At 71.2% G+C, this 22,193-nt stretch carries 21 protein-coding genes; 9 read left to right on the forward strand and 12 right to left on the reverse strand.

The window, feature by feature from the left end:
- Nucleotides 1-185 precede the first annotated feature (185 nt).
- The 3 genes from OG406_RS02000 to OG406_RS02010 all read right to left on the reverse strand — a co-directional run bounded on the left by OG406_RS02000 (nt 186) and on the right by OG406_RS02010 (nt 3,480).
- A complete protein-coding gene (locus OG406_RS02000; protein ID WP_267049777.1) occupies nt 186-746 on the reverse strand; it encodes a TetR/AcrR family transcriptional regulator in 561 nt (186 codons plus the stop codon).
- Nucleotides 743-2,272: an MFS transporter gene (locus OG406_RS02005; RefSeq protein WP_329183542.1), complete on the reverse strand. Its 1,530-nt coding sequence runs from the start codon at nt 2,270-2,272 to the stop codon at nt 743-745. The genes OG406_RS02000 and OG406_RS02005 overlap by 4 nt, the downstream gene beginning before the upstream one ends.
- Nucleotides 2,273-2,421: 149 nt before the next feature.
- A complete protein-coding gene (locus OG406_RS02010) occupies nt 2,422-3,480 on the reverse strand; it encodes an ABC transporter permease (protein ID WP_164375831.1) in 1,059 nt (352 codons plus the stop codon).
- Between the two features lie 78 nt (nt 3,481-3,558).
- Between OG406_RS02010 and OG406_RS02015 the strand changes: the two genes are divergently transcribed.
- Nucleotides 3,559-4,023 (forward strand): MarR family winged helix-turn-helix transcriptional regulator, encoded by a 465-nt coding sequence (locus tag OG406_RS02015; protein WP_329183543.1) that lies wholly within the window; start codon nt 3,559-3,561, stop codon nt 4,021-4,023.
- Nucleotides 4,024-4,227: 204 nt separating this feature from the next.
- Nucleotides 4,228-5,952, forward strand: coding sequence for an MOSC and FAD-binding oxidoreductase domain-containing protein (locus OG406_RS02020; RefSeq protein ID WP_329183545.1), 1,725 nt, complete (start codon nt 4,228-4,230; stop codon nt 5,950-5,952).
- A gap of 59 nt (nt 5,953-6,011) precedes the next feature.
- On the opposite strand, the gene OG406_RS02025 is transcribed toward OG406_RS02020, so the two are convergent.
- Together OG406_RS02025 and OG406_RS02030 are read right to left on the reverse strand one after the other, a co-directional pair.
- Entirely contained in the window at nt 6,012-6,260 is a 249-nt protein-coding gene (locus tag OG406_RS02025) for a DUF5133 domain-containing protein (RefSeq protein ID WP_081224345.1), read from the reverse strand.
- A gap of 205 nt (nt 6,261-6,465) precedes the next feature.
- Entirely contained in the window at nt 6,466-7,599 is a 1,134-nt protein-coding gene (locus OG406_RS02030; protein ID WP_329183547.1) for an FAD-dependent oxidoreductase, read from the reverse strand.
- Nucleotides 7,600-7,805: 206 nt separating this feature from the next.
- On the opposite strand from OG406_RS02030, the gene OG406_RS02035 reads away from it, so the two are divergent.
- Entirely contained in the window at nt 7,806-8,426 is a 621-nt protein-coding gene (locus OG406_RS02035; RefSeq protein WP_267049771.1) for a TetR/AcrR family transcriptional regulator, read from the forward strand.
- 29 nt (nt 8,427-8,455) lie between these two features.
- On the opposite strand, the gene OG406_RS02040 is transcribed toward OG406_RS02035, so the two are convergent.
- Nucleotides 8,456-8,746, reverse strand: a complete 291-nt coding sequence (locus tag OG406_RS02040) for a DUF3303 family protein (RefSeq protein ID WP_164375827.1) — start codon at nt 8,744-8,746, stop codon at nt 8,456-8,458.
- Between the two features lie 187 nt (nt 8,747-8,933).
- The gene (locus tag OG406_RS02045; RefSeq protein WP_329183550.1) at nt 8,934-9,821 is read right to left on the reverse strand and encodes an SDR family NAD(P)-dependent oxidoreductase; all 888 of its coding nucleotides are present in this window, start codon (nt 9,819-9,821) and stop codon (nt 8,934-8,936) included.
- 70 nt (nt 9,822-9,891) lie between these two features.
- Between OG406_RS02045 and OG406_RS02050 the strand changes: the two genes are divergently transcribed.
- A complete protein-coding gene (locus OG406_RS02050) occupies nt 9,892-10,833 on the forward strand; it encodes a LysR family transcriptional regulator (protein ID WP_329183552.1) in 942 nt (313 codons plus the stop codon).
- Between the two features lie 61 nt (nt 10,834-10,894).
- Here OG406_RS02050 and OG406_RS02055 read toward each other — a convergent pair whose 3' ends face one another.
- The gene (locus OG406_RS02055; protein ID WP_164375824.1) at nt 10,895-11,104 is read right to left on the reverse strand and encodes a hypothetical protein; all 210 of its coding nucleotides are present in this window, start codon (nt 11,102-11,104) and stop codon (nt 10,895-10,897) included.
- Between the two features lie 248 nt (nt 11,105-11,352).
- Between OG406_RS02055 and ppk2 the strand changes: the two genes are divergently transcribed.
- On the forward strand, nt 11,353-12,315 hold the full coding sequence (gene ppk2, locus OG406_RS02060) for a polyphosphate kinase 2 (protein WP_329183554.1): 963 nt from the start codon (nt 11,353-11,355) through the stop codon (nt 12,313-12,315).
- A 15-nt stretch (nt 12,316-12,330) separates the two neighbouring features.
- On the opposite strand, the gene OG406_RS02065 is transcribed toward ppk2, so the two are convergent.
- Genes OG406_RS02065 through OG406_RS02080 form a run of 4 tightly spaced genes read right to left on the reverse strand, consistent with a single transcriptional unit; the run spans nt 12,331 to nt 17,492 of the window.
- Entirely contained in the window at nt 12,331-14,274 is a 1,944-nt protein-coding gene (locus OG406_RS02065) for an amylo-alpha-1,6-glucosidase (protein ID WP_329183556.1), read from the reverse strand.
- The gene (locus OG406_RS02070; RefSeq protein ID WP_443067042.1) at nt 14,271-15,704 is read right to left on the reverse strand and encodes an MGH1-like glycoside hydrolase domain-containing protein; all 1,434 of its coding nucleotides are present in this window, start codon (nt 15,702-15,704) and stop codon (nt 14,271-14,273) included. Before OG406_RS02070 ends, OG406_RS02065 begins: the two co-directional genes overlap by 4 nt.
- A complete protein-coding gene (locus OG406_RS02075) occupies nt 15,632-16,432 on the reverse strand; it encodes a sugar phosphate isomerase/epimerase family protein (protein WP_267049764.1) in 801 nt (266 codons plus the stop codon). Before OG406_RS02075 ends, OG406_RS02070 begins: the two co-directional genes overlap by 73 nt.
- Nucleotides 16,433-16,445: 13 nt before the next feature.
- Nucleotides 16,446-17,492, reverse strand: coding sequence for a zinc-dependent alcohol dehydrogenase (locus tag OG406_RS02080; RefSeq protein ID WP_267049763.1), 1,047 nt, complete (start codon nt 17,490-17,492; stop codon nt 16,446-16,448).
- Nucleotides 17,493-17,617: 125 nt separating this feature from the next.
- On the opposite strand from OG406_RS02080, the gene OG406_RS02085 reads away from it, so the two are divergent.
- From OG406_RS02085 to OG406_RS02100, 4 genes are read left to right on the forward strand one after another with little or no spacing between them, the layout of a single operon-like run.
- Entirely contained in the window at nt 17,618-19,021 is a 1,404-nt protein-coding gene (locus OG406_RS02085) for an ABC transporter substrate-binding protein (RefSeq protein ID WP_164375818.1), read from the forward strand.
- 31 nt (nt 19,022-19,052) lie between these two features.
- Nucleotides 19,053-20,072 carry a carbohydrate ABC transporter permease gene (locus OG406_RS02090; RefSeq protein WP_266619273.1) on the forward strand — a complete coding sequence of 340 codons (1,020 nt, stop codon included), beginning with the start codon at nt 19,053-19,055 and terminating at the stop codon, nt 20,070-20,072.
- A gap of 14 nt (nt 20,073-20,086) precedes the next feature.
- Complete coding sequence (locus tag OG406_RS02095; RefSeq protein WP_385388946.1) at nt 20,087-20,953, forward strand: carbohydrate ABC transporter permease; 867 nt, start codon at nt 20,087-20,089, stop codon at nt 20,951-20,953.
- Between the two features lie 3 nt (nt 20,954-20,956).
- Nucleotides 20,957-22,171, forward strand: coding sequence for an ROK family transcriptional regulator (locus OG406_RS02100; RefSeq protein ID WP_267049761.1), 1,215 nt, complete (start codon nt 20,957-20,959; stop codon nt 22,169-22,171).
- Nucleotides 22,172-22,193: the final 22 nt, after the last annotated feature.

Consider the following 22,193-nt stretch of genomic DNA (forward strand, 5'->3'; position numbering starts at 1 on the left):
GTCCGGTCTCACCAGGCGCCTTGCTCGGGCTGTTCGACTGAATTCCCTGCATAGCCATGGCGAGTGCCCCCTCGCGCCGGACACATGCCCCCCTCGACGCCCGTGCGTCAGGTGGTTCCACCTGTGGGGTCGACGTCACCGGCGGCGTTCTCGGTCGCGCCTCGTCCGACGTCCGGCGAGCCCGTTCACTCCTCCCGCAGGAGGGTGCTCCGGAGCAGTTCGATCAGGTCGGCGGGATCGGCGGCGGCCAGTTCGTCGAACGCTCCGGAGTGCCGGCCCAGCAGGATGCCGGTGACCGCCGCGGCGACCAACTCGGCGCGCAGACCGGGCCGTTCGGCACCCTCACGGGTCAGACGCTCCCGCAGCGGCTCGACGAGCCGGGTGTGCAGCGCCGAACGCGCGGCCTCCTGTGCCGCCGGGTCGCTCAACGGCTGCACGGCGACCTGAAGCAGCGGGACGGGGCCTCGCCGGTCGGCCCGGTCGAAGACCTGGCGCAGCCGCCGCTCGTCGAAGAGGTCGGCCAGGGCCGCGTCGCCCTGTTCGGCGTTCAGCGCCGCGACGTACAGCAGTGTCTTGGAGCCGAAGTAGCGTGCGATGAGCGCCGGATCGACGCCCGCGCGCTCGCCGATGTCGCGGATGGTGGTGCGGTCGAAGCCCCGCTCGGCGAACAGTTCGCTCGCCGCCGTGAGCAGGAGTTCGCGGCTGCGGGCCGCGTCGCGGCGGCGTCCGGGCGCCTCGGCGCTCATCCCTTGCCACCGGTGTCCGCGACGAGGCGCCCGCCGTCCGGTTCCGGGACGCCGTCCGCCGCGGGGGCGGGGCGGCCGATCCTGACCTGCGCGGAGGGGCCGCGCGTCCCCGGCCGGACCAGGACGTACGCGACCACGGCGGTGGCTGCCCAGACCGCGCAGCCGACGAGACCCGCGGTGCGGTAGCCGTTCTCCGGCGGGAGGTCGTGACCGGGGGTGGTGGCGGCCTGGAGGATGACGGCGCTCAGGGCGCTGCCTGCCGAGTATCCGATGTACTTCACCACCTGATTGAAGCTCATGGCGCTGCCGGTCTCGTGGGCCGGGACGCTTCCGACGACGAGTCCCGGGGTCACGGCGAAGTTCACGCCGACGCCGAGGCCGGCGACGGCCATCGTCACGAAGACCTCCCACAGGGCGCCGTGGGCGAACACGAAGCTGAGGAGCGCCGCCAGGGAGAGCAGGCAGCTGACGGGCAGCAGCCGTATCGGCGGCTGGGTACGGACCAGGAGGCGGACCACGCGTCCGGCCACCAGGCTGCCCGCCGAGAACGGCACCAGGATCAGACCCGTGACGACCACGGAGGCTCCGAAGCCGTATCCGAGGCTCGACGGTGTCTGGACGTAGCGCGTCACGAGCGAGATCAGCAGGTACATGCCGACGCCGCCCATCGTGGTGGTCAGGTGCGCGGCGAAGACCGTACGGTCGCGCACCAGACGCAGGTCCACCAGCGGATGTGTGACGCGCAGTTGGTGCATCGCCCAGCCGGCCAACAGCAGCACGGACACGGCGCCCAGCACGAGCAGCCGGGGTGAACCCCACCCCCAGCGCTCGGCCTGGGTGAGCGCGAACAGGAGGCCGCTCATGCCGAGCGTGAGGAGCAGTGCCCCGGTGACGTCCATCGGTCGTGCGGGGCGTCGCGGAGCCGTGGGGATGACGACGGCCGCCGCGATGAAGGCCAGCGTGGTGGCGATCACGGCGAACCAGAATCCCGCGTACATGCCGAGGCTCTCGGCCAGCAGGCCGGTGACGGGGTAGCCGATACCGACGCCGGCGGCCGTGGTCAGCGAGAGCGTCGCCAGCGCCGACCGGGCCCGCTCGGGCGGCAGGGAGTCGCGCGCGGTGGCGATGGCGAGGGGGACAAGACCCAGCCCCACGCCCTGCAGCGCCCGGCCGGTGATGAGACAGGCGAACCCGAGCGGCAGGGCCGCCAGCAGGCTCCCGACGAGCACGGTGGCGAGCCCGGCGAGGATCACGATCCTGCGGTGCGGTCCGTCTCCCAGTCGTCCCATGGCCGGGGTGGCGACGGCGCCGACCAGCATCGTGACGGTGAGGGACCACTGGGCGTCGGCGACCGGGACGTGGTCCACGGCGGCGATGGTGGGGATCAGCGGGGCGCCGAGGCTGCTGATGATCGCGACCAGCATGCCGAGGGACACCAGGACGGGGACGAGCGCCCGCTGCCGCCAGGGCGACGGGGCGGGGCCGGATATCGGATGCACGGGCAGTTCGTTCCTGTCGTCCGTCATTGTCATCAGGTGATGTCTTCAAGCGATGACATCGAGTGTCTCACCCGGCCGCCTCCGGCGGTACCGGGCCCCTTTTCCGCCGTGGGCCCGGCGCGCCACGGCGATACGACTCCCGACCTCACGACGCCGAGTTCGGCGAAGGCGGCGCGTCAGACCGTGGCGGGGTGCGGCTCGACCTGGGCCTCCGCGCGGGCCGTTCCACCGCGCCGGAACACGTCCTTCAGGTAGAGCACCAGGGCGGCTCCGATCACCCAGAGGGGCAGGATCACCAGCGCTTGGGTCAGGCCGTCGTCCTGGAAGCGGGAGAGTCCCTCCATCGCGCGGACACCCACCCCGACGGGCAGGATCTCGGAGAGCGGGCGCAGCCAGGCGGGAAGGTAGGCCGGCGGCATGATGCCCCCACTGGTGCTGTTCCCGAGGATCAGCATCAGGATCGAGGCGAGGCTGACGCCGGCGGGGCCGAAGAGGCGCAGCAGCACCATGGTCGTGGCGCCGACCGCCGCCCCCATCAGCGCGACCACGAGTGCCAGTGGCAAGAAGGGGCCGGGCAGCGCGCCGAATCCCGGACCCCCCGCGACCGCCGTCACGACGACGCCGCCGACCACACCGAACAGGGCGAGGCTCGCCATGCGATGGCGGTACTCGAGCCGGGGGGCGAGTTGGTACGTCGTCATGCCGAAGAGGTAGCCGGCCAGCACGAGCCCGAAGGCCGCGTAGAAGACGGAGAGTCCGCGGGTGTCCCCCGGCGCCGCCGGGACGACGTCCTCGACGGAGAGTGCGTGGTGCTCGGCCCGGGCCGCGGGACCGAAGGCGGCGGTCACGGTGCCGGTGACGGCTGCTCCGTTGGCGCTTCCGTACAGCAGCTTCCCCTGGCCGAGATAGGCCGCGTACACGGTTCGGTCCTGGACGGCATGGCGGGCGGCCTGCGCGTCGGGGAAGGTTTCGAGGGCGAACCCGCCGGGGACGGCGTGTGCCAGATCGTCGCGCAGCTGCTCCTGCCGGGAGCCGACCTCCGTCGTCCCGACGTGAAGGTCGTGGGGGCGGGGCGCGTGGAAGGCGGCGAGGTACACGCTCACGAAGACGGTGCCGATGAGCAGGACGACGGCTACGGGGAGCAGTACCGCCCGTGCCGCGCCGGAGCGTGGAGGCGGGTGGGCCACGTCGAGAGCGTGCTTGTGCGGTTGCCGGGTGGAGAGGTGCTGGGCCATCGAAGGTGATCCTAGATTGGAAGGCAGCTGATAATATCTGCACAGCATAATCAGTTGCCTTCCAATGAGGTACGCCGCGTGAACCATCCCGACGAGAACCCCGACCGGCGCACGGGCTATGTGGCCTGGCAGATCGGCCAGATCATGGCGTCCAGGATCGAGCGCACGCTGCGTCCGTTCCAGCTGACGCTGGCGCAGAACAACGCCATGACGCAGGCGATCCTCGATCCGGGTGTGTCCAGCGCGACAGCGGCCCGCCGTGCCGCGATCACCCCGCAGTCCATGGGCACCGCGGTCAACGGCCTGGTCGAGAGGGGCCTGCTGGAGCGCCGGACCACCCCGGGCGACCGGCGCACGCAACGACTGCACATCACGGCGGCCGGCCGCCGGCTTCACGGGGAAGCCCTGGTGGCGGTCGACGCGACCCACGCCGAGGCGTTGCAGGCGCTCACACCGGCGGAGCAGGGCCACGCTCACTCGCTGCTGCTGAAACTGCTGGCCTCGCTCAATCCCGCAGCCGTGGACGGCGACAGCACGCCCTGACGTCGCGCGCGGGACGACCGGGCGGCGACCGGACCGCCGGCGAGGGGGCCCGGGCACGCTGGAACGCCGGAACGATCATGCCGTGCGCCGGCTGAGGAGGCCGGTCCCGTGTCCGCGGAAATAGAATCGCCGTAGCGCGGAGATCGCGCCGATCGCACAGCAGGCATGGTCCGCACCGGCCGTCCATCGTGCAGGAGGTCCGCAATGGCGACACTGCTGTCCGTCAACGTGGGGATGCCGAAAGACGTCGCGTGGCAGGGGCGGACCGTCCACACCGGAGTGTGGAAGGCGCCCGTGCAGGGCCCACGGCTGGTGCGGCGACTGAACATCGAGGGGGACGGCCAGGGCGATCTCGCCGGTCACGGCGGCGAGATGCGGGCCGTACTGGTCTACCAGCTGCAGTCCTACCAGTACTGGCAGAAGCAGCTCGGTCGCGACGACCTGACGTTCGGGAACTTCGGAGAGAACTTCACGGTCGACGGGCTGCCCGACGACGACGTCCGCATCGGCGACCGCTACCGCATCGGGGACGCCGAATTCGAGGTGACCCAGCCCCGCGTCACCTGTTACCGCGTCGGCATGCGCCTCGGCGAACCCACCATGCCGTCGCTCCTGGTCGCCCACCATCGCCCCGGTTTCTACCTTCGCGTCCTCACCGAGGGACACGTCCAGGCGGGCGACGACATCACGCTGATCAGCAGGGGCCCGGAGCGGCTCAGCGTCGCCGACACCGACGCGCTCCTCTACCTCCCCGACCGTGACGCGGACCAACTGCGCAGGGCGCTGAACGTCCCCGCCCTCAGCCCCGGATGGCAGCAGTCGTTCCGCGAGCTCTCGGGTGCCCCGTCACCGCAGGGGCAGGACCCGGGGTGGCCGGGCTTCAAGCTCATGCGCGTCGCCCGGATCGCCCACGAGACCCCCACGGTGTCGTCGATCTACCTGAACACCACCGACGGCACTCCCCTGCCCAGAGCCCGGGCGGGCCAGTACCTGTCCATCCGCCTCGGCATCGACGGCGCCACCCCGGTGGTGCGCAGTTACTCCCTGTCCTCGGCGCCGGACGCGGACGCCTACCGCATCAGCGTGAAACACGAACCCCGCGGACAGGTCAGCACGTACCTCAACGCCGGTCTGCACCCCGAGGACCTCGTGGAGATCGCCAGCCCCCGCGGGACGTTCGTCCTCGACGAGGGCTCCGGGCCGATCGTCCTCGCCTCGGCGGGAATCGGTGCCACCCCCGTGGTGGCCATGCTGCACCAACTCGCCGCGGCACGAGACGCCCGTCCGGTCTGGTGGATCCACGTCGCGCACGACCGCGCCCATCACGCCTTCGCCGACGAGACGCACGCGCTCCTGGCGCGGCTGCCCGCCGCCCAGGAACGCGTGTACTACACGGCCGCCGACGAACCGACCCCGTCCGCGGACGAGGCCTACGTCCGGCGGGGACGCCCGACCGCCGAGTCCCTCGCGGCCATGGGCATCCCCGCCGACGCCGATGCCTACCTGTGCGGGCCGACGGCCTTCATGGACGCCTTCGGCGCGACGCTCCGGGATCACGGTCTGCGTCCCGAGCGGATCCACACCGAGGAGTTCAGCACGCTCGCGGCCGTCAATCCGGGCATCACGTCCGCACCGACGGTCGAGCCCCACCAGCCTTCCGGCCCGAAGGGCACCGGCCCGCTCGTCGCCTTCGCCCGCAGCGGCATCAGTGTCCCCTGGTCGCAGGCCCGGGCATCGCTCCTCGAACTCGCCGAGGCGTGCGACGTCAGCACCCGCTGGTCCTGCCGTACCGGCGTCTGCCACACCTGCGTCACCCCGCTCATCTCGGGCGACGTCACGTACACCACTCCGCCCCTCGAACTCCCGGAGGCGGGCTCGGTCCTGATCTGCTGCAGCGAACCGGCCGACGAGATCGTTCTCGACCTCTAGGACGTCCGGCGAGGACGACAACGGCATCGCCGGTCCGCGCGAGGACCGATCACCGGCCTCTACGCGGCCAACGTCTCGTCCGCCTGCGTGGCGCCGCCCGCGCGGTCGGCGCCGTAGCGCTCCAGCAGGGCATCGGCCGTACGCAGGGCCTGCTCGGCCGTCCGGGCCCCCGTCATCACGCACAGCGTGTACGTGGCGTCGTCGAGCGCGCGGCTGGTACGGCCGGTGGGGCGCACATCGTGTTCGATGCGCACCTCGGCAAACCGGGCCAGCACGGCGCGCAGTTCCCTCTCCGCCGGAAGGATCATGGTTCTCCCTCTCCCCCTGAACAGCTCGCGAGGCGGCCGACCGCCGTCACGAGAACCAGGCCACATGTAAGGCGTCCGACACCGCATCTGGCACGGAGTGTCATCACGCAGCTCTTCAAGTGCCCGGCGCGGAGAGGTCTACGCCACTGCTTTCGGCCAAGAATTTCGAGACGTGCCCGGACCGGGGGGCGGCGCCCTGGTGCCGTCAACGGCTCTCCGCGTCAGCGAAGTCGGGGAGTTCCGTGGAGAGCAGTTGTTCGGCACCCCCGTCGAGGAGCTCCTGCATCCGGTGGGAGCGAGGCAGCATGGTGGCCTCGTAGGCGTGGATCGCCTCGTCGATGGTGCTGTTCTTCGCGAGGGCGAGCGCCAGTTCGCAGGCGTCCAGCATGGCGAGGTTGACTCCGACGCCGAGCGGCGGCATGAGGTGGGCGGCGTCGCCGAGCAGGGTGATCGTCGGGTTGTGGTCCCAGGTGTGAGGGACGGGCAGGGCGAGGATCGGGCGGTCGACGTAGCGGCCGTCGTTGTCGGTGAGCAGGTGACGCAGTCGGGGCGACCAGTCGCGGTAGCGGTCCAGGAGGAGGGCGCGGATGCCGTCCGTGTCCTGGATGGTCAGACCCGCGCCCGTGATCCAGTCGGCGGGCACGCGCTGGATGATGTAGACGCGGATGTGGTCGCCGCTGTTGCGCTGGGCGAACAGGCCGCGGTCGCCGTCGGCCGCGGCGGCGCCGCCCTGGCCGACGAGTTCGGCGATGTCGGAATGCCGGTTCTCTACGTCGTGGAACCACGCTTCGAGGAAGCTGACGCCGCTGTACCGGGGGACGGCCGGGGAGATGGCGCGGCGCACCGTGGACCAGGCACCGTCGGCGCCGATGACGAGGTCGGCCTCGGTCGTCGTGCCGTCGGCGAAGCACAGGTGGCGGGGGCCCTCCGCCGGACCGTCGACCGACCGCAGCCTATGGCCCCACCGCACGGTGCCGGGCTGGAGGGAGTCGAGGAGGAGGTCGCGCAACCGGCCGCGGTCGATCTCCGGTTTGAAGCGGTCGCCCGCTTCGGGGGTGTGGTGGAAGAGGATCGTCGCGTCCGCGTCCATCTGACGCATCTCCTGGCCCTCGGGGCGGGACAGCCGGAAGAACGCGTCCAGGAGGCCGGCCTCGCGCAGGGCGATCTGACCGTTGTCCTCGTGCAGGTCGAGCGTTCCGCCCTGGTCCCGGGCGTCGGGTCCGCTCTCATGGTCGTAGACGGTGGCGGAGATGCCGTGCCGCTGAAGAATCCGGGCGCAGGTCAGGCCGCCGGGACCGGCGCCGACGATGGCGATGCGGGGAGTCGGGGTGGTGTTCATGATCATGCTCCGTTCGTCCCACCCGGGAAGGTGGCGCCGGGCGGGCTGGACAGTGGCGTCCCTCCGGACAGGCCGGCGAGGGATGGCAATGGATGAGGATGCGGAGCGCGTTGGACAGCGGGCCGCGACCCCAGAAGAGCACACCGACTCACTAAGTGCAACCGTGTCACTTTTGAAGTCGATCCACCTAAGGGTAGGATGGAGACATGCCGGAGACAGAGACCTCCCCCACCGCCGCCGCTCCGATCGGGCGCCGTGAGCGCAAGAAGGCCGCCACCCGTCAGGCCATCGCCGACGCCGCCCTGCGCCTCTTCCTCGCACGCGGATACGACGACGTCGGCATCCGCGAGATCGCCGATGCCGCCGACGTGTCCACCACGACGCTGTTCAAGCACTTCCCGGTCAAGGAAGCCCTGGTCTTCGACGAGGAAGCCGACCAGGAGGCCCGGCTCCTCTCCGCCGTACGCGATCGCCCCGCCGGTCAGTCCGTCCCGGCGGCCCTGTGCGAGCACGCGCTGTGCCTCCGCCTGGCCACCGCGGACGGCGACGCCGAGTTCACCGCGTTCCTCGGCCTCGTCGACAGCACGCCGGCCCTACGCGACTACGTCCAGTCCATGTGGCTGCGTCACGCCGACGCCCTGGCCCGGGTCATCGCCGAGGAGAGCGGCCTGCCCCACGACGACCCCGCCTGCATCGCCCTGGCCCACTTCGCGCTCGAAGCCCCCCGCACCGCCCACGGCCGGGACAACCCCCGCGAGGCCATCAGGCGCGCGTTCGCCCTGCTGGAGAACGGCTGGACGGCCATCGACTCCGGCGGCCACCAGTAGGGGCCGTGTCCGGTCTTCCGCCTCTGGGGTCAGCCCAGTTGGGACAGACCCTTCTGCAGATCCTCCGCGTTCATGACGGGGGCGAGTTCGAGCCGCGCGCCGAGGTTCATGAAGAACGGCTCGGCGATCAACGGTATTTCACTGGTGTCCTGCATGTCGAAGACCATGAAACAGGCCCGGTTTCCGTCGATGGTGGTGAAGTAGGTCGCCTCCGGCTTGAGGTGCTCCATCGTCTCCCGCATCAGCTCCGCGAGCTTGCCGCTGCTGATCAGCTCGTTGGCCTTCTCCGTGTCCATGGTCGCCCTGAGCATGACGCGCATCGCACTCACCTTCTCGCCTGGTCGACACACGCATAGGCACATCAACGTGCACTTTTAGGCTATGCCGCTTGCCACTTGCGCGCCCTTCGGCACCCGGGCTCCGACCGTGCGGCGACGATCACGCACGGCGGATCACGGCAACTCCCGCCCTGGCGAGGAGCGTTGGCGTGGCCGGCGTCCCGGCGCCTCAGGGCCTGACCATGCGGTCCTGTTCCACCAGGGGCGCGCCGTCGTGCCACGGCAGCACCTTGCCGAAGCGGATCAGTTCGCCGTACAGAGGGGGATCCACCCGCTCGGCGAAGACCAGGTCGAGCAGGGCCCCGGCCGCCCGGGCGGGCGACTGCGCCTGGCTGTAGTCGCTGAACCAGGGGCGCGAGGTCGCGGTGTCGACCATGCCGGGGCATACGGCCGCGATCAGGATCCCGGCCGCGAGGTCGCGCTCCCGGCGCTCGGCGGCGACACCGCGCACGGCCGCGACCTGGGCCACCTTCGAGGGCACGTTCAGCCAGACCGGCCAGCCGGCCTCCTGCGCGGTCCCGGCGTGGACGGCGCTGCGCCAGGACTCGACGGCGTACTCGACCTGGTCGAGGCTCGCGCCGTCGAACAGAGGGTGCAGCCGCGGATCGAGGTGGCCGAGTGTGCCCAGGCTGCTGGCCACCACGAGCATCCTGCCGCCCGGACGCAGGACGGGGGCGAAGGAGCGCAGGATCGCGTGCGTGGCGGTGTTGGAGACGTCGATGAACTCGTCGGCGCGTTCGGCCTGGGACTCCTCGGGCAGGACGCGGGCGACCGCGTTGGACAGGACGACGTCGACCCCGCCGTGGCGGGCCCGGAGGTCTTCGGCGAGACGGGCGACGGCGTCGGTGTCCGTGACGTCCAGGATCCGGCCCTCCACGCGGGCGCGGGTACCGGGAAGCTCCGCGACCTCGCGGGCGGCGTCCGCCACCCGTCGGCCGTCCCGGCCGGTGGGCAGGACCAGGTCGCCGGGGCTCATGCGGGCGGCCAGTCCTTCGACGAGGGCGCGGCCGAGTCCTTGGTTGGCGCCCGTGACGAGGGCGATGCGAGAAGCGTTCATGCCTCCACGCTAGAAACCCGCGGCCTATGCGTCCAACGAGAGTTGAGCATGGCTAGTATGCGTGAACGTCATGGACTTCACGGATGTGTCACTCACCGCGCTGCGGGTCTTCCGCGCGGTCGCCGAGCAGGGAACGTTCACCTCGGCCGCCGCGTCGCTGGGTTACACCCAGTCGGCCGTGTCCCGGCAGATCGCAGCGATCGAGCGGGCCGCCGACGCCGAGCTGCTGGAGCGGCGGCGTGACGGCGTGCGGCTCACCGCCGCAGGCCGGATCGTCATGCGCCGCGCGACCGTCGTGCTCGACGAGATCGAGGCGACCGCCAGGGAGTTGTCCGGTCTGCCCGAGCAGTCGGGGACGGTCCGCCTGGGGTGGCTCCCGAGCGCCGGAGCCGTACTGCTGCCGCTGGCGCTGACCGCGCTGCGGACGACGGATCCCGGGCTGCGTGTGGTCGGCAGGGAAGGCACGACTCCCTCCCTCGTCCGTGCCGTGCGGGCCGGCAGCCTGGATCTGGCCCTGCTCGCGTCCGCCCCGCCGTTCCGGCCGCCGGACGCCGAGTCGCCGCCGCTCGCGGTGCAGACCCTCACCGAGCGTCCCCTGTGTCTGGCGGTGCCCGCCACGCACCCGCTCGCCCGGGCCGACGCCGTCGACGTGGCCGACCTGCGCGGTCAGCGGTGGATCGCCGGCACCTCCTCGGGAGAGGACCGGCTCCTCGGCGTCTGGCCGGGCCTGGACGAGCGGCCCGAGATCGCCCACACCGCACGCGACTGGCTCGCCAAGCTGCATCTCGTGGCCGCCGGCTTCGGCCTGACGACCGTGCCCGCCACCCTCGCCTCCGCCGCTCCGCCGGGAGTCCGTGTGCTCCCCGTGCGCGGAGGCCCCCAGGAGACGCGGCGCCTGTTCCTGGCCCGTCTCCCCCACCCGCCGGCCGACCCGGTCACCCGGGTGGCGGCCGCCCTGCGCGCGGCGGCCCTGGAGGCCGACGCGCCCGCGCCGTCACTGCCGCCTTCGTGACGACGTCACACGGCCCGCGCTGCGCTCCCGTCAGAGGCGGCGCGGCCGTGCGGGCCGCCCGTCAGTGATGCCGGCGCCCGCCCCGGTTCTCGAACTCCCGCCGGACCCCGGCACCGTCGTCCACGACCAGTCCGGCACTGTCCGGTATCTCGAGCACCCCGGCGCAGTGCTCGCACAGCATGGGACCGCTCGCGGACGGGATCGCGGGCCTGCTCCCGCAAGCCCTGCAGACGCCCGTCCCCCGGCCGTCGTCGGTCTCTCGCACATCCATCACTGCACTCCCTCCGAGTGGGCGACGCGGCGGCTCCGCTCGCCCGCAGGCCGAGTTCCCAGAAGGGCCGGGACTACCCACGTCGGGCATGCTGAGAGGCAGGACCGTGAGTCCCCGTCGCCGTGCGAGCCCCCTCCGGCCATCCGCCGCGGAGGCGGGCGTGAGGTGCGGCTTTCTGGGAACCACACACGGCGTGCACCGAACGCGGATCCGCACGGATCACGCAGGACCGGGCCGAGAGGTGAGCGATGGACGAGGCTCAGAGATCGCTGCTGGACGGGTTGACGATCGACGCGAGCAGTCCCGAACAGCCCGTCCTCCTGGACGAGGCGGGCCGTCCGCTCGCGACGTGGCGGGAGAACTACCCCTACGACCGCCGGGTCCGGCGCAAGGAGTACGACCGGCAGAAGCGCATCCTGCAGATCGAGCTGCTCAAGCTGCAGCGTTGGGCCAAGGACACCGGCGCCCGCGTGGTCGTCGTCTGCGAGGGGCGGGACGCGGCGGGCAAAGGGGGAACGATCCAGCGCTTCACCGAACGCCTCAACCCTCGCAGCGCGCGCATCGTCGCCCTGGACAAGCCCACCGAACGTGAAGCCGGACAGTGGTACTTCCAGCGCTACGCCGCGCATCTGCCGGCACCGGGTGAGCTCGTCTTCTTCGACCGCTCCTGGTACAACCGTGCCGGGGTCGAGCGCGTCATGGGCTACTGCACGAACGACCAGTACGACCTGTTCCTGCGGCAGTGTCCCGCCTTCGAGGCGATGCTCGTCGAGGACGGGATCATCCTGGTGAAGTTCTGGTTCTCCGTCTCGCGCGCCGAGCAGCGCACCCGATTCGCCATCCGTCAGGTGGACCCCGTCCGGCAGTGGAAGCTCTCTCCCACCGACCTCGACTCCCTGGACCGCTGGGACGAGTACACCCTCGCGAAGATCGAGATGTTCCGCGCCACGGACACCGAGCACGCCCCGTGGACCGTGGTGAAGAGCAACGACAAGCGCCGAGCCCGTCTGGAGTCCATGCGCAGCCTTCTCGCCCGCATCGACTACACCAACAAGGACACCGAGGCGGTCGGAACACCGGACCCGCTCGTCATCGGCCCGGCCTACACCCTCCTCGAACCCGGCGAGGAGGACACCGCGCTCTCCCCGACGCCCCTGGCCGGTCACACCGACGGACCGGGACACCACCCGGTGGCGGACCGACGGGCGTGAGCCGCGGGGGACGCCTCACCCGCCGGCCGACCGGACCCGTTCCCGCGCCGTCCTCAGCGCCAACGGTGTCGCCGCCGCCCAGGCCTGCGGCGAGCAGCTGTGCGGATAGGGGACGGGACGCGGGGTGGTGGCGCGGTCGTAGCCCGCGATGACCTCGGGGAGGCGATGGCCGTGGTGGGCGGCCGCGGCGACGAGGCCGCCGGTCACGGTGTCGAGTTCGCGGGCCAGCCCGTAGCGTGCCAGGCCCAGGGCGATCACGGCGTTGTCGTGCGGCCAGGCACTGCCGCGGTGATACGAGAGCGGGTGGTAGGGCTGCTGGTCCGCGGCGAGCGTGCGGATCGCCCAGCCGGAGAAGAAGTCGGGCTCCAACAGCCTTCGGCCGACGCGCTGAGCGTGGGGGGTGTCGAGGATGCCCGACCACAGGAGGTGGCCGGCGTCCGACGCCAGTGCGTCGGCCCGGCGCCCGTGGCCGTCGAGCGCGAGGGCCGGGAAGTCCGCTTCGGGCATCCAGAAGTCCGTGTGGAACCGGTCGCGCAGGTCGGCGGCGGTCTTGTCGAGGCGCTCCGCGAGAGACGCGTCCTTCCATACGTCGCGGGCGAGCCGGGCCGTTCGCAGCAGCGCGTCGTACGCGTAGCCCTGGGCTTCGCAGACGGCGACGGGGCCCTCCGCCTGGGTGCCGTCGGCGAAGCAGATGGCACCTTCGGAGTCTTTCCAGTTCTGGTTGACCAGGCCGCCGGGGTCCGGCTGGTAGACCAGGTATCCGTGGGTGTCCAGGCCGCCGTCGGTGTGCATCCACTCCACCGCACGGCGGGCGTGGTTCTCCAGCCGGCGGGCGAGGGAGGCGTCGCCGGTCGCCTCGTAGTGGGCGTGCAGGAGGACCAGGAAGAGCGGGGTGGCGTCCACCGCTCCGTAGTAGCGGCCGTACGGGACCTGGCGGAAGTGGGCGAGTTCTCCGTGGCGGGTTTCGTGGACGATGCGGCCGGGCTGTTCGCCGCTGAAGGCGTCGTGGCGGCGGCCCTGCGTGGCGGCGAGGGCGCTGAGGGTCGCGGCGGCCGTGTCCGGGCGGTACGGCAGCAGGAAGTACGAGGTGAGCAGGGAGTCACGGCCGAAGAGGGTGAGGAACCAGGGGATGCCGGCCGCGGGGACGTGGACCGTTTCGCCGTCGAGGCCGGTGGCGGAGATGGTCAGCAGGTCGATGTCGGCGAGTCCGCGCTCGCAGGCGCGCCCCAGATCGTCGGTTGCCGGGGCGGCCTCGGTCCGGGACGCGGGGGAGGTCGAGTGCCGTGGTGCCGCCGGTGGTTGGGGTGCCATGCCGTGGGGATGGGCGCGCACGGTGAGGTGGAGTTCGGCCTGCCCGTGTGCTTCGAGGGGCAGGTTCCAGCGCAGGACCCTGGCGGTGGAGGGGCCCGCGGCCTGCGCGGCTTCCGTGGCGTCCGGTGCTGGACGGCAGGTGAGCGCGGTGTGCGACTGCCAGTCGGCTCGCCGGTAGGTGAACAGCACGCCCGTGTCCGTGGCGGCGGAGTGGCGTTCGGCGTCGGGCTTCGGGTAGCGCCGGTCGTCGGCACGCAGTTCGAAGAGGTCGGCGAAGTCGGCGTCCACGACGAGTTCCAGGACCGCCGTCACCGCTTCGGGACGGTTGCTGACCAGCCGCACGTGTTCGGTGAACACGCCTGCGGAGACGCTCTGTTGACGGAAGACGGTGTACGCGGCGGGTTGGTCCCGCGTGCCGGGAGGGGTGAGGACGCACGCTGCCGTGGCGTCGTCCTGGACCTCGGCGGGCACCAGGATGCCGGGTGCGTTGCCGTCGACGGTGAGCTGCCAGCGGCTGAGGTGGCGGGCGTCGCGCAGGAACAGGCCGTCGGGCAGGGTGCCGGGGGTCGCGTTGATGCCGCCGTCGGCGTCGAGGTGGGCGAAGGTGGCGTCGCGTACGAGCTGTACGTGGTGGCCGGCCGTGGTCACGGTGGGGGCTCCTTGGGGTCGGCGTCGTCGGCGCACAGGAGGTCGAGGGTGAGGGCGGCGGTCCACGAGAAGTGGCGGGCGCCGCGGGCCTCGCCGCTGAGCGGGTCCAGGTATTCGGCGAATCCGGTGCGTCCGGCGTCCGCGAGGAATCCCTGGCGCAGCCGTGCGGCGTCGCCGTGCAGTCCGTGGGTGCGCAGTCCCCGCTCGATGAGCCAGGCGGTGTTGAACCAGGCCGGACCGCGCCAGTAGCGGTGCGGGGCGAAGGCGTGGCCGGTGAGGTCGTAGCTGGGGACCAGACGGGTGGCCGGCGAGGTGAAGTGCGGGCCGTGGAGTGCCCGGCTCAGGCGCCGGACGATCTCGGGTGGCAGTCCGGGGATGATCAGCGGGACGAGTCCGGTGATGCTCCGCTCGTCGACCAGGCTCCTGTCGCCGAGGTCACGGACCCGGAAGATGCCCGCGCCGGCGTCCCACAGCGTGTCGACGAGGTGCCGGGTGAGGCGATCCGCCCGTTCCCGGTGTGGCTCGCCGGGCAGGCCCAGTTCGCGGGCGATCTCGGCGAGGGCCAGTTCGCTGACGACGAGGAGCGCGTTGAAGGCCGGGTCCTCGACGGCGAAGCGGTGCTCGGCGGCGCGGTCGTCGTATCCGGCGTCGCGATAGTCGGTGGCCAGCCTGACGTAACGGCCGTAGTCGAGGTCGGTGGGGCGGTCGGCGGGCTGGCCGTGGTCGAGGTCGGCGCGCCGGAAGGTGCCGGGTGGCGTCGGTTCGACGCGCGCGAGGGCGCGGTCCCACGTGGGGCTGTTGTCCATCCCCGGCTCCCAGGGGTGGACCACGGACACCAGTCCGTCGCCGCCGAGGTCGCGGCGGGTGAGCAGGTAGTCGTGCCAGCCGACGAGGCGGGGGTGGACCCGGGAGAGGAAGCCGCGGCGCCGGGATTCGGCCGGGTCCGCGCTGTGCACGAGCCACGCCGCCAGGGCGTGGACCGGTGGTTGGACGATCCCGGAGGTCTCCCGGTTCGCGGGGGCTCCGGCGGTGGCTCCGGATCGGGAGGAGCGCCAGAAGTCGGGGCTGGGGAAGTACGCGTCGGCGGGCACGGCGTCGTTGAAGACGATGTGCGGGACGCGGCCGTCGGCCCACTGGGCGGCGAGCAGGGACTCCAGTTCCTGCTGGGCCCTGCGCGCGGACAGGTGGCGCAGCCCGATCGCGATGAAGGCGGAGTCCCAGCTCCACTGGTGCGGGTAGAGGGTCCGGGAGGGGACGGTGGAGGTGCCGGTCCAGTTGTCGAGGAGGACCCGCGCCGCGCCGCGCCGCAGGGTCAGGGCTGCGGCTGCGGCGGGCGCGGGCCGGTCCAGCAGGGTGTTCACGCGCCGGACCTCTGGAGGAAGGCGGGAACGGAGCGGACGGCCTCCACGGGGTCGCCGGTGAGACGGCATTCGGCGGCGAGGTAGCCGTCGTAGCCGATGGTGTGCAGGGCGCCGAGCCAGGCGGGCCAGTCGAGGTGGCCGGCGCCGGGCTGGAAGCGGTTGGAGTCGGACACCTGGGCGTGCCCGATCCACTCGGCGTGGGCGAGGATCGCGGCGGCGGGATCCGCCTCCTCGATGTTCATGTGGTAGCTGTCGATGCCGATCTTCACGGAGTCGAGGCCCGTCGCGCGGATCAGGTCGGCGGCCTGTTCCAGTCGGTTGACCATGTGGTCCTCGTACCGGTTGAGCGGTTCCAGGAAGAGGGTGACGCCCTCCTTGCGGGCGTGTTCTCCCAGTTCGGTCAGCCCGGTCAGGAGTACCTCCCGGTCCTGCTCCTCGGTGCGCGGCGGTTCGAAGGGAGGGAGCCGGCGGGAGAACATGCCGTAGGAGGCGGGGGTCTGCGCGCCGATGCCACCGATCTCGGCGATCACGGTGAGCTGGGACTTCATCTGGGCGATGGCGTCGCGGCGCACGTCCTCGTCGAAGGCTCCGAAGAAGTGGAGCATCTCGACGCACACCGTCGGCATGACGACCCCGTCCTTGCGGGCCCGCTTCAGTTCGTCGAGGCGGGAGGCGAAGTGGAAGTCGCCCTTGGCGCGCAGTTCGACGGCGTCGTAGCCGGCCTGCTGGGCGAACTCCCACTTGGCCTGCAGGGTGTCTCCGGGCAGGAGCTGTTCCTGGGCGGCGGTCTTGAGCATGGGGAAGGGCCTTTCAGAATTCCAGGACGACCTGCAGCGCCTCGGCAGGACGCTCGTCGAGCAGGACGTACGCGTCGGCTGCGTCGGCGGCCGGGATGACGTGGCTGACCAGGGAGGCGACGTCGACCTGATCCTCGGCCACGAGCCGGAGGAAGGTCTGCTGGAGGCGTTCCACACTCCAGCGTCCCGCCAACTGCGGTGGGACGCCGCCGATCTGGGAGCAGATGAGCTGCACGCGGTTGTGGTGGAACTCGTCGCCGAGCCGCAGTCCGACGCCGTCGCCCTGGTAGAAGCCGGAGGCGACGACGCGGCCGCCGACGGCGACCGAGCGCAGCGCCTCGTGCAGGGCGGGGTAGACGCCGCTGATCTCGATGGCGAGGTCGGCGCCGGAGCCCGCGGTGGCCTCGCGGATGCGCTCGGCGACGTTGTCGGTGCGGGCGTTGAGCGTGTGGTGCGCGCCGTAGGCCTTCGCGGTCTCCAGGCGTCCGTCGAGGGCGTCGACCGCGGTGACGCGGGCGCCGTTGAGCTGGGCGAGGCGGGTGGCGAGGAGGCCGATGACGCCCTGGCCGAAGACGGCGACGTCCTCGCCGAGGTGGATGTCGCCGGCCAGGACGGCGTTGTAGGCGATGGCGCCCACCCGGGCGAAGGCTCCGGCCAGGGTGTCCAGCCCGGCCGGGAGCGTGTGGCCGATCATGCGCTCGACGGGGACGATACCTTCGCTGCGGTGTCCCCAGATGCCCCACACGAGGTCGCCGGGGCGCGGCAGACCGGGTGTGCCGGTGAGTTCGGGAGAGATCTCGACGACCTCGCCGACCTCCGAGTAGCCCCAGCCGGCCACCGGGTACTCGATGCCGGCGGCTCCGTCGCGGAACAGGCGGCCCTCGGGGTCCCAGGTGCGGGTCAGGTACGGGTTGGTGCCGCGGTAGGCGGTGAGCTCGGTGCCGGCGGAGATGCCCGAGTAGCGGGTGCGGACTCTCAGATGTCCGGGCGGCAGGTCGGCGTGAGACTGCTCGACCACCTCCACCTGACGTGGGCCGGTGAACTGAACGACGCGTTCCACGGATGACTCCGGAAGGTTGCGGGTGGCGGGTTGAGATGACAATAACCGGAACTTATGTCTTGTCAACAAGCAAAACTAATGCTGAGATGCGTGCTCAGTAGACGTAAGTGGAACGAGGACACGCAATGCTCAGCAAGCACCTGCGGTCGAAGGTGACCGCGGTCGGCGTCACGTCAACCCTGGGGCTCGGGCTGCTCACCGGCTGTTCCGGCAGCACCGGGCCCGGCGCACCGGACCGGGAGATCACGGTCTGGTCCCAGGAGAACCTCCCCGACCGCGTCGCCGCGACGCAGAAGATCGTCAGCGGGTTCGAGAAGCGGACCGGGATCAAGGTCCACCTCGTCGGCGTCGATGAGGGCCAGATGCCCCAGCTCATCATGGCGGCGGCCGCCTCCGGAAAACTGCCCGACGTCATCGGTGCGGCGCCCATGGGTCAGGTCTGGCAGATGTACACCAACGGCCTGCTGAACACCGACATCCCGAAGAAGATCGTCAGCGAGCTCGGGCAGAGGACGTTCAACACCAACGCCCTGGATCTGACCTCCGACGGCGCCACGCGCCTCGGCGTCCCGTCCGACGCCTGGCTCCAGCTGATGGTCTACCGCAAGGATCAGTTCGACGAGAAACACCTGCCCGCACCCGACACCTACGACCGCACCCTGAAAGCCGCCCGGGCCCTCACCGGCAAGGGCCACGACGGCATGTCCGCGGCCACCGACCCCTCCGACGTCTTCACGTCCCAGAGCTTCGAGAGCGTCGCCCTGGCCAACGACTGCCAACTCGTCGACGACCAGCACGAGATCGCCCTCGCCTCACCCCAGTGCGAGAAGGCCTTCGCCACCTACGACCGCCTCGCCCGCGCCTACGGAGCCCCCGGCACCCAGACCGTCGACTCCACCCGGGCCACCTACTTCGCCGGGCGCTCCTCCATGGTGATCTGGTCCTCCTTCCTGCTCGACGAGTTGGCCGGCCTCCGCAAGGACGCCCTGCCCAGCTGTCCCCAGTGCAAGAAGGACCCCGGGTACCTCGCCCGCAACAGCGGTATCGTCACCGCGCTGAAGGGGCCCGACGCCGCCGAGGCCGCCCAGTTCGGTGAGGTCACCTCCTGGGTCACCACCAAGACCGCGGAGACCGCCGCCTCCCGGGAGTTCATCGAGTACATGATGGGCTCCGGCTACGAGTCCTGGTTCGGCATGTCGCCCGAGGGCAAGATCCCCGTCCGGCACGGCACCGCCGAGGAGCCGAACCGCTACATCGACGCCTGGCGGCACAGTGACATCGGTGTCGACACCCGCAAGCCGTTCGACCAGGTCTACCCCGCGAGCCTTCTCAACCAACTCGCCGCCGGGGTCAGCAACATGCGCCGCTGGGGAATCGCCCAGGGCGAAGGAGCCCTCGTCGGCGCCACCAACGGCGAACTGCCCGTACCCAAGGCCATCGGCGAGATGACCGGCGGCCAGACCTCGCCCAGCGAGGCGGCCCGCGAGGCCGACGACGAAGTCGCCGCCCTCAAGAAGTCCCTTCAGTAGCCGCCCGCCTGCACGTAACGAAGGTCTCCCCATGACTACAGCCCCCTCCGACGCACAGCAGCGCCGGGATCCCGACACGCGGCCGGCGCCGCAGCCCGCCGCGCCCAAGCGCCGCCCGATGACCGCGAGCCGCCGCACCAACCGGGCCGGCCTCGCGTTCGTCTCGCCCACCTTCCTCGTGGTCCTCGTCGTGGTCGTCCTGCCCATCCTGTGGACCGTCCTCCTGGCCTTCCAGCACGCCAAGTTGGTCGACATCCAGGGCATGGGCCTCTTCGGCCGCTGGACCCTCGGCAACTTCACCCAGGTCTTCGACTCCGCGGGCTTCTGGTCGAGCCTGACGACCACCCTCATCTACACCGTCGGCGCCACGTTCGGCTCCATCCTGCTCGGGTTGGTCGCCGCCCTCGCCCTGCGCACACCCTTCCGCGGACGTGGACTCCTGCGTGCCGCGATGCTGCTGCCCTACTGCGCCCCCGTCGTCGCCGTCGCCTTCGTCTGGGAGGTGGCCCTCAGTCCGCAGTACGGCATCGTCAACGACTGGGGCCGGCGCCTGTTCGGCTGGGACGATCCCGTCGCGTTCCTGTCCACGCGTTCCTACGAAGTCCACCTGCTGGGCGTCCACTTCGACATCCCGCTCGCCCTGCTGACCGTCATCGCCTTCGAGTGCTGGCGCTATTTCCCCTTCGCGTTCCTGTTCATCCTCGCCCGCCTCCAGGCGATCCCCGACAGCCTCGAGGAAGCGGCCAAGGTCGACGGAGCCACTCCCACGCAGCGCTTCCGTCACGTCCTGCTGCCGCAGCTGATGCCCGTGATCGCCCTGCTCTGCGTCCTGCGGTTCATCCTCACCTTCAACAAGTTCGACGACGTCTACCTGCTGACCGGCGGCGGCGCGGGCACGGACGTCGCGGGTGTGCGCGTCTACGACTTCCTCACCGCCCGCTACGACGTGGGAGCCGCGGCCGCCCAGGCACTCGTCCTGGCCGCCGCCCTGGTGATCCTGCTCGGCTTCTACTTCAAGTTCTTCGGCAACAAGGTCCAGGAGGAATCGTGACCCCCAAGGCCACCCTGACCAGGGCCCAGTTCGAGGAGAAGTTCTTCGGCGTCCTGCGCTGGTTCGTCATCGCGTTCCTCGTGGTGATCACCGTGCTGCCCTTCTACTACATGCTGATGCTGTCGGTGAAGCCCATCGACGCCCTGCTGCTCGACCCGGGCTCCCTGTGGGTCCCGGCCAAGGACTTCACGCTGTCGACCTACCACGACGTGCTCAGGTCCACCGACGACGGAGGCCAGGGCTTCCTCAAGTTCCTGCTCAACTCCGCGCTGGTGTCCCTGGCGACGGTCGTCCTCACCCTGCTCGCCGCCGTCCCCGGCGCCTACGCCGTCAGCCGCCTGAAGTTCTTCGGCCGGCGGCAGGTGAGCGCCCTCTTCCTGGCCGTCTACCTCTTCCCGTCCACCCTGCTGGCCGTCCCGCTGTTCGTCGTCTTCGCCAAGATGGGGCTGTCCTCCAGCCTGATCGGCCTGGCCATCGTCTACGTCGCGCAGACCGTGCCGGTGTCCATCTACATGCTGAAGAACTACCTCGTCACCATCCCGTACTCCATCGAGGAAGCGGCCGCCCTGGACGGCTGCAGCCGGCTCCAGACCATCCGCAAGGTGATCCTGCCGCTGGCCCTGCCCTCGCTGATGGCGACCGGGCTGTACGTCTTCATGATCGCCTGGAACGAGTTCCTGTTCGCGCTGCTGTTCCTGGCCGCCGCCCCCGACCAGTGGACCGTCTCCCTCGGACTGGCCCAGCTGTCCAACGGAATCGAAGTCCCCAAGACCGTACTCATGGCCGGTTCCGTGGTGTTGACCATTCCCGTGGTACTTCTGTTCTTCGCCGCCGAGCGCCTCCTCACCGAAGGCCTCACCAGCGGCGCCGACAAGAGCTGAGTCATGGGGGACTTCACGATGACGCCGAACCAGGTCAGCGCGGGCGAGCTGCTCCAGCTCATCCGCGGCGGCCGCGCCAACACCCGCGCCGACCTCCAGCGCGCCACCGGGCTGTCCCGCTCCACCATCGGCCAACGCCTCGACCTGCTCAACCGGGCGGGCTGGCTGCGGCACAGCACCGGTACCTCCACCGGCGGCCGGCCCTCCCACCAGATCGTCTTCGATCCCACGCACGCCTCGGTCATCGCCGTGGACCTGGAGACCCGGCACGCCCGCGCCGCCGTCCTGGACCTCGCGGGCACGATCCTCGCCGAACACACCGGGCCCCTGGACATCACCGACGGGCCCGACGAGGTGCTGGACCAGCTGTCCTCGTGGTTCCCCGACCTCATCGCCGCCGCCGGCACCGAGGCGACCCACATCTGCGGAATCGGGCTCTCCGTCCCGGGCCCGGTCGACTGGGAGACAGGCCGGGTGGTCGAGCCGCCGATCATGCCGGGCTGGGACCAGTACCCCATCCGCGAACGGCTCCAGAAGGCCTACGCGCAGCACGTCGGCGTCAGTGCGGAGGACGGGCCCGTCCCCGTCTTCGTCGACAACGACGCCAACCTCATGGCCCTCGCCGAACACCAGGCCAACCACCAGGACTGCTCGGCCTTCGTCCTCATCAAGGCGTCCACGGGCATCGGCGCCGGCGTCGTCATCGGCAACCAGGTCTTCCGGGGTGTCGACGGAGGCGCCGGCGACATCGGCCACATCCGCCTGCACGACCGGCCGGACGCGCTGTGCATGTGCGGTTCCTACGGCTGTCTCGCGGCCGTCGCCAGCGGCCGCGCGCTCGCCCGCGACCTCACCGAACTCGGCCTCCACCCCACCTCCGGCTCGGACGTCAGGCGCCTTCTCGCCGAGGGGCAGCCCGACGCGATCCGGCTGGCCCGGGACGCGGGACGCCGGGCCGGCGAGGTCCTGGTGACCGTGGTCGCCCTCCTCAACCCCGGAGTCCTCATGCTCGCCGGCGACCTCTCCGGCGTCCCCTTCATGACCGGGGTGCGTGAACTCCTCTACCAGCGCGCCATGCCCCGCACGACCGCGAACCTCCAGGTCGTCACCTCCCGGCTGGGCGATCACGCGGGCCTCATCGGCGCCGCGTCGATGGTCGTCGAGATCCTCTACTCCCCCGCCCGCGCCGACACCCGTCTCGCCCGCCTCACCCTGTGACGGCGGGCCGCACCGACCGAAG

The organism is Streptomyces sp. NBC_01428 (assembly GCF_036231965.1).
In the GTDB taxonomy this organism is placed as follows: domain Bacteria; phylum Actinomycetota; class Actinomycetes; order Streptomycetales; family Streptomycetaceae; genus Streptomyces.